Origin of the sequence: Bacteroides difficilis (assembly GCF_048319815.1) — a bacterium.
Classification (GTDB): Bacteria; Bacteroidota; Bacteroidia; order Bacteroidales; family Bacteroidaceae; genus Bacteroides; species Bacteroides zhangwenhongii.
The window spans coordinates 5,044,974-5,060,381 of record NZ_CP182814.1 but is presented as its reverse complement, the minus strand read 5'-3'; the positions used below and the strand labels follow the sequence as shown (position 1 = coordinate 5,060,381).

Annotated in this window: 9 protein-coding genes; 8 read left to right on the top strand and 1 reads right to left on the bottom strand. The window is 40.4% G+C overall.

All coding sequences use genetic code 11. The features are described 5' to 3' along the window. Positions 1-15 precede the first annotated feature (15 nt). From ACNOGP_RS19985 to ACNOGP_RS19970, 4 genes are all read left to right on the top strand, one after another. Complete coding sequence (locus ACNOGP_RS19985; RefSeq protein ID WP_418213546.1) at positions 16-993, top strand: glycoside hydrolase family 43 protein; 978 nt, start codon at positions 16-18, stop codon at positions 991-993. Between the two features lie 111 nt (positions 994-1,104). Continuing rightward, positions 1,105-2,559 carry an ATP-binding cassette domain-containing protein gene (locus ACNOGP_RS19980; RefSeq protein ID WP_186967004.1) on the top strand — a complete coding sequence of 485 codons (1,455 nt, stop codon included), beginning with the start codon at positions 1,105-1,107 and terminating at the stop codon, positions 2,557-2,559. Positions 2,560-2,669: 110 nt separating this feature from the next. After that, positions 2,670-3,416, top strand: a complete 747-nt coding sequence (gene gpmA / locus ACNOGP_RS19975) for a 2,3-diphosphoglycerate-dependent phosphoglycerate mutase (protein WP_186967003.1) — start codon at positions 2,670-2,672, stop codon at positions 3,414-3,416. Positions 3,417-3,444: 28 nt separating this feature from the next. Next, positions 3,445-4,497, top strand: a complete 1,053-nt coding sequence (locus ACNOGP_RS19970; RefSeq protein ID WP_143866701.1) for a class I fructose-bisphosphate aldolase — start codon at positions 3,445-3,447, stop codon at positions 4,495-4,497. 56 nt (positions 4,498-4,553) lie between these two features. Here the strand turns inward: ACNOGP_RS19970 and ACNOGP_RS19965 are convergent, their stop codons facing one another. Further along, positions 4,554-8,486 (bottom strand): hybrid sensor histidine kinase/response regulator transcription factor, encoded by a 3,933-nt coding sequence (locus tag ACNOGP_RS19965; RefSeq protein WP_418213545.1) that lies wholly within the window; start codon positions 8,484-8,486, stop codon positions 4,554-4,556. 78 nt (positions 8,487-8,564) lie between these two features. On the opposite strand from ACNOGP_RS19965, the gene ACNOGP_RS19960 reads away from it, so the two are divergent. From ACNOGP_RS19960 to ACNOGP_RS19945, 4 genes are all read left to right on the top strand, one after another. Then, positions 8,565-9,995 (top strand): phosphotransferase, encoded by a 1,431-nt coding sequence (locus tag ACNOGP_RS19960; protein WP_418213544.1) that lies wholly within the window; start codon positions 8,565-8,567, stop codon positions 9,993-9,995. A 9-nt stretch (positions 9,996-10,004) separates the two neighbouring features. Then, a complete protein-coding gene (locus tag ACNOGP_RS19955) occupies positions 10,005-10,754 on the top strand; it encodes a nucleotidyltransferase family protein (RefSeq protein ID WP_182505661.1) in 750 nt (249 codons plus the stop codon). A 91-nt stretch (positions 10,755-10,845) separates the two neighbouring features. Next, a complete protein-coding gene (locus ACNOGP_RS19950) occupies positions 10,846-11,757 on the top strand; it encodes a PD-(D/E)XK nuclease family transposase (protein WP_418213543.1) in 912 nt (303 codons plus the stop codon). A 314-nt stretch (positions 11,758-12,071) separates the two neighbouring features. Beyond that, positions 12,072-15,401, top strand: coding sequence for a SusC/RagA family TonB-linked outer membrane protein (locus ACNOGP_RS19945; protein WP_418213542.1), 3,330 nt, complete (start codon positions 12,072-12,074; stop codon positions 15,399-15,401). Positions 15,402-15,408: the final 7 nt, after the last annotated feature.

Here is a 15,408-nt window from a genome sequence, read left to right as displayed (position 1 = left end):
AAAAACAGAAATAGGATGAGAACAGAAAAAAGATATTTAGTTCCCGGTGATTATATGGCTGACCCTGCCGTACACGTATTTGATGGCAAACTGTATATTTATCCCTCGCATGACTGGGAGAGTGGCATTGCCGAAAATGATAACGGGGATCATTTTAATATGAAAGATTATCATGTCTATTCTACGGATGATGTGATGAACGGTGAAATAAAAGACTATGGAGTTGTACTTTCTACTGAGGATATTCCTTGGGCAGGCCGTCAGCTTTGGGATTGCGATGTGGCTTTTAAGGATGGGAAGTATTATATGTACTTTCCGCTAAAGGATCAGAATGATATATTCCGTATTGGGGTGGCTGTGAGTGATACACCCTATGGCCCTTTTATACCGGAAGAGAATCCGATGAAAGGAAGTTATAGTATTGACCCTGCTGTGTTTGACGATGGGGATGGTAACTATTATATCTATTTTGGTGGATTGTGGGGCGGTCAACTCCAACGTTACAGGAATAATAAGGCGTTGGAATCGGCCATTTTACCGGAAGGTACGGAAGAAGCCTTGCCCGCACGCGTAGCCCGTTTGAGAGAGGACATGATGGAGTTTGCCGAAGAACCGCGCGCGGTGGTGATAATCGATGAAAATGGGAAACCGTTGACAGCCGGAGATACGGAACGCCGTTTTTTTGAAGCTTCGTGGATGCACAAGTATAACGGGAGATATTATTTCTCTTATTCTACGGGAGATACCCATTTGCTTTGTTATGCGATAGGTGATAATCCATACGGACCATTCACTTATCAGGGAGTCATTCTGACTCCGGTAGTAGGATGGACTACACATCATGCCATTGTTGAATTCAAAGGAAAATGGTATTTGTTCCATCACGATTGTGTGCCGTCAGGAGGGAAAACTTGGCTGCGCAGCATGAAGGTTTGCGAACTGCAATATGATGCGGACGGGAAAATCATTACTATTGACGGAACGGATGAATAACCCCGTTGGATAAACAAATCGGTTGTATGAATGGAAAAATGTTCGTGATAGGCCTTATTTTGCTGTAAAATTGTTACCTTTGCGGTCGATAATTAAACAGAATATAAGAATATGAGTCAAAATACATTTAGTATGGCGGGGGGCGTAGCACGCAACCCGCTTGTGCGTTTAGCCAAACCCATCACGGCAACTATCGGAGCGAATGAACACATAGCTATTGTAGGTCCCAATGGTGGTGGTAAAAGTCTTTTTGTAGATACTTTGATAGGAAAATATCCTTTGCGTGAGGGAACGATTGAATATGATTTTTCTCCTTCGGTCACTCAGACTGTTTATGATAATGTGAAATATATTGCTTTCCGTGATACTTATGGGGCAGCCGATACCAATTACTACTATCAGCAGCGTTGGAATGCTCATGATCAGGATGAAGTACCGGATGTTCGTGATATGTTGGGCGAAATCAAAGACGACAAGCTGAAAAATGAATTGTTTGAACTCTTCCATATCGAACCTCTTCTTGACAAAAAGATAATTTTACTTTCCAGTGGTGAACTACGTAAGTTCCAACTCACTAAAACTCTGTTGACAGCACCTCGTGTGCTGATTATGGATAATCCGTTCATCGGTTTGGATGCACCTACCCGCGAATTATTGTTCTCCTTGCTTGAGCGTTTGACAAAGATGTCGTCGGTGCAGATCGTCTTAGTCCTTTCTATGCTGGATGATATACCTTCGTTTATTACTCATGTCATTCCTGTGGATAAGATGGAGGTCTTTCCTAAAATGGCACGTGAGGCTTATCTGAAAGCTTTTCATGACAGAGATACGGTTGATTCTTTTGAGGAGTTGCAGAAACGGATTATCGATTTGCCTTATGACGGAAATACCTACGACTCGGATGAAGTCGTGAAATTGAATAAGGTGAGTATTCGTTATGATGACCGTACTATCCTGAAAGAATTGGACTGGATAGTTCGTCGTGGTGAGAAGTGGGCATTAAGTGGGGAAAACGGAGCGGGTAAATCGACCCTGTTGAGTCTGGTCTGTGCAGATAATCCGCAGTCGTATGCCTGTGATATCAGTCTTTTCGGGCGGAAAAGGGGAACGGGAGAAAGTATTTGGGAAATCAAGAAACATATCGGTTATGTCAGTCCGGAGATGCATCGTGCCTATCTCAAGAATTTGCCGGCTATTGAGATTGTGGCCAGTGGTTTGCACGACAGTATCGGTCTGTATAAACGTCCTCAACCGGAACAGATGGCTATCTGTGAGTGGTGGATGGATATATTCGGTATTGCAGATTTAAAAGATAAACCATTCCTGCAACTATCCAGTGGAGAACAACGTTTGGCCTTGCTGGCAAGAGCTTTCGTCAAAGACCCGGAACTGCTGATTCTGGATGAACCGCTTCATGGATTGGATACCTATAATCGTCGCCGGGTAAAGAAAGTGATTGAGGCTTTCTGCCAACGCAAAGATAAGACGATGATTATGGTGACACATTATGAATCAGAACTTCCCGATACAATTACAAACCGTATTTTCTTGATGAGAAACCGATGAAAGAATAAAATCAGCATTTTTAGGTATTGGCAACTCCTTCTTCTTTGGTGAACTTTGTAGCGAAACAAACTGTTCTATATATAACTAAAGAAGAAAGGAGACCAATAAAAATGAAAAAAATAGTATTGCTTCGTCATGGAGAAAGTGCTTGGAATAAAGAAAACCGCTTTACGGGTTGGACAGATGTCGATCTGACCGAAAAAGGAATTGCCGAAGCTGAGAAAGCAGGCGAGACATTGAAGGAGTATGGCTTCAATTTCGATAAAGCCTATACCTCTTACTTGAAAAGAGCTGTCAAGACGCTGAATTGTGTACTTGATAAAATGGATCTCGACTGGATACCTGTTGAAAAGAACTGGCGTCTGAACGAAAAGCATTATGGCGATTTGCAAGGATTGAATAAAGCGGAAACTGCCGGGAAATATGGTGAAGAACAAGTGCTGATCTGGCGTCGTAGCTATGATATTGCCCCTAATCCGCTTTCGGAAAGTGACCTGCGGAATGCGCGTTTTGACTACCGTTATCATGAAGTTCCCGATGCCGAACTTCCCCGTACCGAATCACTGAAAGATACCATTGAACGTATTATGCCTTATTGGGAATCGGATATATTTCCCAACCTGAAAACAGCCCATACTTTATTGGTTGTGGCTCATGGTAACAGTCTGCGAGGTATCATCAAACATCTGAAACATATTTCTGATGAGGAAATTGTAAAACTGAATCTGCCTACTGCCGTTCCTTATGTATTCGAGTTTGACGAGAACCTGAATGTCTCCAATGATTATTTTCTTGGAAATGCGGAAGAAATCAAAAAAATGATGGAAGCGGTAGCCAATCAAGGAAAGAAGAAATAAAGTGTTGTATATTTAAAAAAGTAAAGTTATGAGTAAAGTAATTGATTTGTTGGGAGATAAAGCCGGATATTATCTGGATCACACTTGTAAGACTATTGATAAGTCTTTGATTTATGTGCCTTCTCCCGATACGATAGATAAAATATGGATTGATTCCGACCGTAATATAAAAGTGCTGAACAGCTTGCAAGCTATTCTCGGACATGGGCGTTTGGCTAATTCCGGTTATGTATCCATTCTTCCTGTAGATCAGGATATTGAACATACTGCCGGAGCGTCTTTTGCTCCGAATCCTATCTACTTCGATCCGGAGAACATTGTGAAATTGGCTATTGAAGGTGGTTGTAATGCGGTCGCTTCTACATTCGGCATTCTGGGAGCGGTGGCACGCAAATATGCCCATAAAATTCCGTTTGTAGTTAAACTGAATCACAATGAATTGCTGACCTATCCTAATTCGTATGATCAGGTGATGTTCGGTACAGTGAAAGAAGCATGGAATATGGGAGCTACGGCTGTCGGTGCTACTATCTATTTCGGTTCGGAACAAAGTCGTCGCCAATTGGTGGAAATCGCTGAGGCTTTCGAGTATGCTCACGAATTGGGGATGGCCACTATCCTGTGGTGTTATCTGCGTAATAGTGATTTTAAGAAAGATGGTGTGGATTATCATGCTGCTGCTGACTTGACCGGACAGGCCGACCGTCTCGGAGTTACGATCAAAGCAGATATTGTCAAACAAAAACTTCCTACGAATAATGGTGGTTTCAAAGCAATAGGTTTCGGTAAGACGGATGAACGTATGTACACCCAACTGGCTTCGGAACATCCGATTGATCTTTGTCGCTATCAGGTTGCCAATGGTTATATGGGGCGTGTCGGTTTAATCAATTCCGGTGGTGAGTCGCACGGAGCTTCCGACTTACGTGATGCGGTTATTACAGCCGTAATCAATAAGCGTGCCGGAGGTATGGGGTTGATTAGCGGACGTAAAGCGTTCCAGAAATCGATGAATAAAGGTGTCGAATTATTGAATGCTATCCAGGATGTTTATCTTGATCCGGCAATTACTATTGCCTGATTACTGATTATAGGAAAGTGAATATTCCGGTGACTGTGTCAACAGTCGGTGAATATTCACTTTTTTCGTTTCTCTTTGTATTGTGTGGGAGTTTCCCCTGTATATTGTTTGAAAGCTGTACTGAAATAACGTGAAGTGGTGAAGCCGACTTTCTCAGCTATTTCTGTAAATGTCATATCCGTTCCGGTAATGTATGCTATTGCTTTCTCCATTCTGAACTTATTGATATAATCATTAGCCCCCATATCTGTCAGGGCTTTCAACTTATTGTAAAGTGAAGCCCGGCTCATACCGATTTCTTTGCAGATAAAGGCTATATCCAAACTGCTGTTGTCTAGATTTTCTTGAATGATCTTATTCAACTTGAGCAGGAAGGTCTCATCTGCCTGGCTGAACGTACTTTCTTCCGGTGCAGGGATTACTCCGGCATTTAGGTATCTTTTCTTGGTAGACTCACGGTTTTTCAATCGGTTACGAATGATTTCCATAAGCATTTCTATCTCAAAAGGCTTTGTCAGATAGGCGTCCGCTCCATTCTTGTAACCGCTTAATTGACTTTGCTGGTCGTCTCTTGCCGTCAGCAGAATAATAGGGATATGGCTGATTGTGATATCTTCCTTGATACTTTTGCAGAGTTCATATCCATTCATTCTAGGCATCATTACATCGCTGACAATTATGTCCGGAGTGTGGCTTCTGATAAGTTGAAGGGCTTCTACACCATCCGAAGCTATCACTACCCGTTTAAAGTATTCTCCCAACGATTTTTTCAGGAAATCTGTTAAATCCGGATTGTCGTCTACAACTAAAACTGTATATGGAGTTGTATCGAAATCATCATTGCCGGGTGCTTGTTCATGGCTGTCGTCACTCATCAGTTCGTTCAGATAGGCTTTCGGTTGACAGATGATTTCTTCTGATTCTTGTCTTAACGGCAATTCAATGAAGAAAGTCGCACCTGCTTCCTGATTGTCGTATGCGCCGATGGAACCACCTTGCAATTCAACCAGAATCTTTGAATAAGACAGTCCGATTCCAGTTCCGTTTTGTTCTTCGGAGCCTTGATAGAAGCGTGTGAAAAGTTTTTGTGTATTGACTTGCTTCAAACCGCTTCCTTGGTCGGTGATAGAGATACGTATTCTGTCTTTTTCAGGAAGCAATTCTGATATAATAGTGATTTCCGTATTCTCCGGACTGTGTTTCAATGCATTGATAAGCAAGTTGCTCAAAATAATTTCGCATTTGTCTTTATCGAAACTTACCGTTTCTATTTGCGGATCCAGTTGGTATCGGATACGTACGTTTTTAGCTTCTCCTTCACTGATGAAATCCTGTGAGATGTGTTCTATCCATTGGTTGAGGAAGTGAGGCTTTATCTGTATTTTACTTTCACCCACTTCCATTTTTCGTACGTCAAGTACCATATTAATCAGATTCTTCATCCGTTGTGACTGCCTGTAAATCGCCTTTATGGGCAGATATTGCGGCTCTTCAGGAGAGAGTGATTTCAATATCCGGCTAAGTGGAGCGTGTATCAATGTCAACGGTGTGCGTAGTTCGTGGCTGATATTAATGAGGAAACGTACTTTTTCTTCGTATACCTGTTGCTCATGCTCTTTCATCGCCCATTTCAACTTTTCTTCTTTGCGTTTCAGAGCCCTTCTGAAAGTCTCGATAATAACGACAGTAATGAGAACCGCACAGCTAAGGATAAACCACCACGTGCGGTACCAGGGAGGAAGAATAGTCAATGCTAATACTTGTTGATTGGGAATCCAACTACCATCTTTTGCTGTACAGGACGCTGTGATTTTATAATTTCCCGGAGGAAGTGAACGTATCACCAGTTCAGGGTTGTATGATTCTATTTGTTGGTCGTTCAGTCCTTCTATTTGATATCGGTATACTTTTTGTCGGAAGATGTCTTTTTCTTTTGACATGATCCGAATGATTATATTGCTGTTCCAAGGAGCGGAAATACTCGTTGGATTATTGTTTAACTTATCGTTGACGGACTCACCATTGATGATGACATCCGATAGTTGAAGTTGGGGTATTTCGGTAGTGATTAAGGGTAGGGTACTATTGATGTGTAATAATCCTTTCACTCCGCCCATATAGATATTGCCTTGTGAACTTAACAAACAGGGTTTGGATAGGTACTCGTTTTGAATGACACCGTCCGATTCGCCGAAAAGCACAAATTTCTGTTCTTTGATTAGCCAGGCGAACAGCATATTATTGGTTCCTATCCATACTTTTCCTTGTTGGTCACACACAATCGATGTGACTTCCGAGAAAAGGGAGGTAGATATGGGAGTTTGTATTTTTTCATCGGGATTATAATGAAACAGCCCGTAATTATTTCCTATCCAGAAATGACCATGTTCATCTAATGAAACAGAATTGATAATAGTGTCCTTGTAGCATTGATACAGAACTTCCAATTGGTTGGTGCGGTTATCCAACCGATAAATGTGCTTTATGTCGTTCAGATAAGTATAATTCCCATAATTTGTTATGGGTAAGAAAGTGCCGATAATGTCCAGTCCTTCTTGTTCGGTTGCAATATTGAAAGTGTGCTTCTTCAAGTCATATTGATAGACATGGTCTCCAAGTAACAGAATGCTATGAGGGCTATTGGAAAATAAATTGACTGTCTTTCCCCGCTTTCCGAGACGCATGGAAGTTTCCGAATCTATAATCATGAATGGTGTTTTCTTACCTGTTGCCGGGTTGAATACGAATATTCCTTTTGAGAAAATGGAAACTAACAGATTGCCGGAAGTGAATGGACAAATGGAAGCGATTTTGTCTTCCCAAGTGGATGGATAATGGGTGAATTTCTCTGTGATAGGATTAAAGAGATTAATACCTCCGCCGTCTGTGCCCACCCAGATGCGGTCGTTCGATTCCTGATAAAGACTGAGTACGGTATTATTACTTAATCCACGATTGCTGCCCGTCAGGACTTCCGTATAGGTTTTCATGGAAACTTCCCGGATATTGATCAATCCGTTGCGGATACTTCCAGCCCACATATTATTGTTCCGGTCATTGTAGAGACAAAAGATAGAGGTGGCGGGAAGTGAATAGTTATCACCTCCGGGAATGTGTTCCAGCAAGGATAAACGTCCTGTTTCCGGTTCAAGGATATTGATACCGCCTCCGTCTGTTCCTATCCATATTTTTCCTTCCCGTTCGGCAAGACTTAAAACGACGTTGTTGCTTAGGTCGGAATTGTGAGTAGTATAGGCTTTCACCAGTTCTCCGTTATGGGTGAAGCATTTTATTCCTTCATTGTAAGGGGTGATCCAGATTCTGTTTTGTGAATCGATCAGCATATTCATGATTTCCTTTCCGCAATCGAAAGGCGGAAGGCGATGCTTTCCCGTTTTCAGATCCAGTAAAGCAAGACCTTGCCACCGGCTGCAACAAAGGACAGTATGTTCGTTCCATAGGCTTAGTAAAGAGATATTAAAATTACTCCCTTTATTCAACTTTTGCAGAAGGCGAAGAGAAGAATCCTGATAACTATAAAAGTATACTTTGTCTTTAGAACCAAACAATACCCCGTCTTTGGTCAGGCAGGTTGAATAGGCGATAATAGGATTACCTTTTTCATCCGTAGGTAAGAAGAAGTCATCACTTTGACGTTGATAGCGGGCTATTCCTTTGTCGGTCAGAATCCAAATATTGCTCATTTCATCTTCTGCAATCTGATGGATTAAGTTATTGGGAATCGAATGAAGATTGTTTGGGGAATGGACGTATTTCTTTAGCTCATGTCCGTCATATCGGCTTACTCCAGCCTTCGTTCCTATCCATACAAATCCCTGTTTGTCTGTCAGGATACATCTCACGGCTGAAGTCAACCCATCTTTTAAGGAGAGCTGTTTATAGTAATAATGGCTAGCTTTTAGGTGCGTGACACCGGCAAACTGCATAATAACTGTCAAACATAGTAGGATAAAGATTTTTATTCTCATGAGATTAGGTCAGTTAAACGAAAGCAAAGGTAGTATTATTTGTTTATAATTCCTATCTTTGCTCGAAAATATGTAACTATGATTACCGAAGAACTACAGAAACTTTATCAGTCATATACGGGAGTTCCCGCTGAGAATATAACAGAATTACCTTCCTCCGGTTCAAATCGCCGTTATTTCCGGCTGACAGGAACACAAACACTGATTGGAGTATATGGAACTTCTGTTGATGAGAATGAAGCTTTCTTTTATATGGCGGAACATTTTCGCAAAAATGGGCTTCCTGTTCCCGAAGTACACATTGTGTCGGAAGATAAAATGTATTATCTGCAAGAGGATTTAGGAGAAACTTTACTTTTTCACGTCATTGAGAAAGGACGTGCTACCAGTGTATTTTCCGAAGAAGAGAAAGAGTTGCTTCGTAAAACGATCCGTCTGTTGCCTGCCATTCAGTTTGCCGGAGCTGATGGATTTGATTTTTCCCGTTGCTATCCCCAGTCGGAATTCAATCAGCGTTCCATACTTTGGGATTTGAATTATTTCAAATATTGTTTCCTTAAAGCTACCGGAATGGAGTTTCAGGAAGATAAGCTGGAGGATGATTTCCAGAAAATGAGTGATGTTTTGCTCCGTAGTTCTTCCGCTACTTTTATGTATCGTGATTTTCAGAGTCGCAATGTGATGATAAAGGATGGAGACCCTTGGCTTATTGACTTTCAAGGAGGACGAAAAGGGCCGTTTTATTATGATATTGCTTCTTTCTTGTGGCAAGCCAAAGCAAAATATCCAGATAGCCTTCGGAAAGAATTGTTACAGGAATATATAGAGGCTCTTCGCAAATATCAACCAATCGATGAGTCTTATTTTTATAGTCAGCTCCGTCATTTTGTACTTTTCCGTACTTTGCAGGTGTTAGGGGCATACGGCTTTCGCGGCTATTTCGAGAAAAAGCCCCATTTTATCCAGAGTGTTCCATACGCTATCGCAAATTTGCGCGAGTTGCTTAAAGAGGAATATCCGGAATACCCGTATCTTTGCAAAATGTTGCGTGAATTGACCGGACTGAAACAGTTTACAGATGATTTGGAGAAGCGTCAACTGACGGTCAAGGTAATGAGCTTTGCCTATAAAAAAGGTATTCCTGATGACCCGACAGGTAATGGTGGAGGTTTTGTATTCGATTGTCGTGCAGTGAATAATCCAGGAAAATACGAACGTTATAAGCCTTTTACCGGATTGGATGAGCCTGTGATAACTTTCTTGGAAGAAGACGGTGAGATTCTTCGTTTTCTCGACCATGTTTACGCTTTGGTGGATGCTTCCGTCAAACGTTATATGGAACGCGGATTCAGTAATTTGTCGGTTTGCTTCGGTTGTACCGGAGGACAGCACCGTTCCGTTTATTCAGCGCAGCATTTGGCGGAACGTCTGAATAGAGAGTTTGGGGTTAAAGTGGAATTAGTACATCGCGAACAGAATATAAAACATACATTTGAAGCAACTATATAGAAGATCGTTATGAAAGCAATGATATTTGCGGCCGGTTTGGGAAGTCGGTTGAAACCGCTGACGGATACTATGCCTAAAGCTCTTGTTCCCGTAGCCGGGCGTCCTATGCTGGAGCACGTTATCTTGAAGCTGAAAGCATTCGGCTTTACTGAAATAGTAATTAATATTCATCATTTTGGCGAGCAAATACTTGAATTCCTGAAAGTGAATGACAATTTTGGACTTACTATCCATATTTCCGATGAACGTGATGTGCTACTTGATACAGGGGGAGGAATCCGGAAAGCCAGTTCTTTTTTTGAGAATTCCGATGAGCCTTTTCTTGTACACAATGTAGACATTCTTTCGAATGTGGACTTGAAAGAACTTTATGATTATCATTTGCAGACTGATGGTTTGGCTACTTTATTGGTAAGCCAACGTAAAACTTCACGTTATCTGCTTCTCGATGCGGAGAAGAGACTTTGCGGATGGATAAACAAGGATACAGGTCAAGTGAAACCCGAAGGTTTTCAATATGAACAATCATTGTTCCAAGAATATGCGTTCAGTGGCATTCATGTACTTTCACCTGCTATATTCCAATTAATGGAAGTTCCCCTGTGGGAAGGAAAGTTCTCTATCATGGATTTTTATCTCTTCACCTGTCGACAAACGAACTTCTTTGGTTATCCGGTGGAAAATCTGCAACTTATTGATATTGGTAAACCGGAAACACTTGCTAAGGCAGAGGAGTTTATAAGGTCTTTCGGCAAATAATATTGTTCGCTGGGTTGAATAACATGAGCTTGGCTAATTTAGTTTTTGTATTTGTTTGGGATTCCAACATATTTCCTTTACCTTTGTTATAATGAAAACAGAAATAGAAAAAGGAGGCGAACAAATGGCAAGTAATTATATTCGTTTCGGTTGGGCAATGAAACGCTTATTGCGTAATAAAGCTAATTTTGCCGTACTGGAAGGTTTTTTGACTACCCTTTTAGGGGAATCAATCCTTATTCAGAGATTATTGGAGAGTGAAAGTAATCAAGAAGATGAGTACGATAAATATAATCGTGTGGATTTGCTTGCCGAAAACTCTAAAGGTGAGCTTATTTTAATAGAAGTTCAAAACAATAATGAATATGCTTATTTCCAGCGTATGTTATTTGGAACATCTAAGTTGGTTACCGAATACATAAATCGTGGAGAAGGTTACGACAAAGTTCGTAAAGTGTATAGCGTTAATATCGTCTATTTCTCTTTAGGTAGCGGTAAAGATGTTGTATATCATGGTAAAACGGAATTTCGCGGAATTCATCAAGGGGATGTTTTAAAACTGACTCCATTCCAAAAACAAACTTTCAAAGTGGATACTGTCAGCCAACTTTATCCGGAATATTATATATTGAAAGTGAATGATTTCAATCAAGTAGCAAGAAGTCCGCTTGAAGAATGGATTTACTATCTGAATACAGGAGATATTCCCGATAACGCTACTGCACCGGGATTGAACGAGGCACGCCAGCGATTGAAATTGGATCGGATGACAAAGGAAGAACTCAATGCTTATTATAGACATTTGGATAATATTGTTATTTTGAGAGATAATATATTCACGGAACGTGCAGAAGGACGTGCTGAGGGACGTTTGGAAGGACGTGCCGAAGGGGAAAGAAATAAGCAAATTGAGATTGCGCGTAATTTAAAGAAGGCAGGGGTTTCAATAGATGTTATTTCACAATCTTCGGGATTGACAGTAGATGAAATAGAGAAGTTATAAAAGTATTACTTTAAGTAGAAATAAAAAAAGAAAAGGCGGGAATGCTCAAAAAGGGTATTTTCGCCTTTCCTATTTTGTTTTATATACGTATCCAAAAATGTCTAAACAACTCGTATTATCCGATGAAATGGACGATTTTAGACAAAATTGGATATAAAATAGCGATTTTGGAACATTCCATTTTTAGAAGCTTCCTATTTTTGTAGTCGTAAAGAGTTACCCGCTATAAAATATCGGGATATTCTTTCAACCAAAGTTTAAGATTTATTTTTGTTAGCTAATAAATAAAGTCTTTTTATTATTAATGTAATATTATGAAAAAAAAGAAGCTTATGAAAAAACAAAGCTGCTTTGTTGTGCTTTTGACATTACTCTTGTTATTTCCTTCAGGAGTGTTTGCACAGCAACAAGTAATTAAAGGACAAGTAGTGGATGATAAAGGTGAAACTGTTATCGGTGCTACGGTCATGTTGAAAGGAACACAAGAGGGTTCGATAACTGATATTGATGGAAATTTCTCTTTAAAAGGACAAGTGGGAAGTGTGCTGACCATTTCTTATGTAGGTTTTTCTCCTCTCGAAGTAAAAGTAACAAAGCTTGAAGGAAATCGTTTCGTACTGAAAGAAGATGCTCAGGTACTTGATGAAGTCGTTGTTGTAGGAATGGACAAACAAAAACGTAATACTATTACGGCAGCGGTAGCTACTGTGAATGAAAAGGCGATTGTCAATCGTCCGGTTTCCGATCTGACTAGTGCTTTGCAAGGTAATGTAGCGGGTTTAAATTTTGCTTCAGATGCGACTTCCAGTGGTGTAGGTGGTGAAACGGGTGCTGAAATAAAATTCAATATTCGTGGTGTCGGATCTATTAATGGTGGTGACCCCTATGTATTAGTGGATGGAGTAGAACAGAGCATGCAAAATGTGAATCCTGCCGATATTGCAAGTATTAGTGTGTTGAAGGATGCTTCGGCATCAGCTGTTTATGGTGCCCGTGCTGCATACGGTGTTGTTTTGGTAACGACCAAAAGCGGTAAGAAAGAAAAAACACGGATTACATATCGTGGAACCGTAGGTTTTAGTTCTCCTATCAATATGCCGGAAATGATGAATTCTTTGGAGTTTGCTCATTATGTTAATGAACGTAACGATAATATGGGAGTGAAGCATCTTTTCTCTGATAAACTCATTGAAAAAATGGAAGGATTTATGGCAAATCCTTATTCTGCAGAATTTCCAGGGGTAGAACCCAATCAGCAAGGAACCGGATGGGCAGGTTCACAGGATGCAGTTTATGCCAATACTGATTGGTTTGATTATTATTTTAAGAAATCGGCTATCCGCCATTCTCATAATCTCAATATTACTGGTGGTTCAGATAAGTTCAACTATTATGTAGGTATGGGATATACTTATCAGGAAGGTTTGTTGGATAAGGTAGAGGATAATCTGAGCAAGTATAATGTAAATACCAAATTCCAAATAACGGCAAATGAATGGTTGAAATTTAATTTTAATAATAATATGACGCTGAATATTATTAAGCGTCCGTTAGCTAATCAGACTATTTTTTATGGAACGATAGCTAACTCTTTCCCTAATCGTCCGACAGTCCTTCCTGTTGATTCGGAATATAATCTTCCTGATTGGAACGAGTTCCTACGTTTGAAGCAATCTCATTATAATCAGAATCGTATTTCAGATGCAATGTCTTTTTCTGCTGTTATTACTCCATTAGAGGGATGGGAGATTGTCGGTGAGATGAAAGTTCGTCTGGATGTGGAGAAGAACAGTTTCGAACGTGGAAAGCCTATGTATGAAAATCCTAATGGACAATTTTATACGGTAACGGGAAGCACGCAAGGGTATCAATATCCAGGTATGCATTGGAAAAATTCTGCATGGGGGTCATATACTCGTGGTGATGCTTTTAATTATTATCTTTCTCCGAATATCTCTTCTTCTTATACCCATCAGTGGGGAGATCATTTCTTCAAGGCTATGGCGGGTTACCAGATGGAATTGCAGGAAAATTCAAATGGTTATACTTATAAAGATGGAATGTTGAGTGATGATATATTCTCATTTGCAAATGCGAACGGAACTCTCTATGCTGGTGATAATCGTACGCATTGGGCAACGATGGGTACCTATGCCCGTTTGAACTGGAATTATCAGAATGTTTATTTTTTAGAAGTCAGTGGTCGTTATGACGGTTCTTCCCGTTTTGCTCCAGGACATCGCTGGGGATTTTTTCCTTCTTTCTCGGCTGGTTATGATATTGCCCGTACCGATTATTTTCAGAAACTGAAATTGCCGTTCTCTCAATTGAAGGTGCGTGTTTCTTATGGCCGATTGGGTAACCAAAATGGGGCTGGATATTATGACTATATCGGGGTGATGCCGCTAGTAGCAGCCGAACCGAATGCGTGGATACTTCCGGGTGTTAACGTTACTCCTGTTAAGGGTACGATAGCAAAAACTCCTAAAATGGTAAGCCCTTATATTACTTGGGAAAAAGTGGATAACGCTAATTTAGGTCTTGATCTGATGTTGTTGGATAATCGTCTTTCTATTACTGCGGACATATATCAGCGTACCACTCATGATATGATTGGTCCAGCAGAAGCTATTCCGTCCATTGGAGGTATAGCTGCATCTGATCGCGCGAAAGTGAATAACGCTACATTGCGCAATCGTGGTTGGGAACTTTCCGTCAATTGGCATGATCAGTTGAAGTGTGGATTTAGTTATGGGGTTGGTTTCAACTTGTTTAACTATAAGGCGGTTGTGACTAAATATAATAATCCGGAAGGACTTATTTATAATAATCATACAGGATTGGATACCAATAAGGGTTACTATGAAGGTATGGATGTTGGTGAGATTTGGGGATATCAGGCTGATGATTTATTTATGAGCAACCGTGAAATTGATGATTATATACGAAATGTTGACCTTAGCTTTTTCAAACCTAACAGTCAATGGCAGCGCGGTGATTTGAAATATTTGGACGTAAATGGCGACGGAAAGGTGGATCCAGGAAAAGGAACTTTGAGCGATCATGGTGATTTACGCGTAATCGGTAATGCTACTCCGAAATATTCGTTCGGTATTAATCTGAATTTAGGATATAAGGGATTCGAAGTGTCTACCTTATTACAGGGAGTTGCTAAAAGAGATTTTCCATTAGCTGGAAGTACTTATCTCTTTGGTGGAAAGAACTTCTTCAAGGAACATTTGGATTATTTTAATGCTGATCATCCAAATGGTTACTTGCCGCGTTTGACAGAGTTTAATAAACCTGATTATCAAGCAAACTCTGCTTATAATAACTCCCGTTATTTGGTGAATGCCGCTTATATGCGTATGAAAAACTTGATGGTGTCTTATACCTTTAATAAGAAAATGCTTCGCCATATAGGAATTGAGAATCTGAAAGTATACTTTACATGTGATAACTTGTTCACTATTACAAAATTACCGAAACAGTTTGATCCTGAAACATTAAATCAGGTGAATACATGGGCAGGTGGTAGTAATGAATCTGCTCCGGGATTGACTTCTCCTGCTAAAGAAAACGGTAATGGTAAGGTGTATCCGATGAACCGGAACTTTGTATTTGGACTTGATTTTACATTTTAATTAGGGA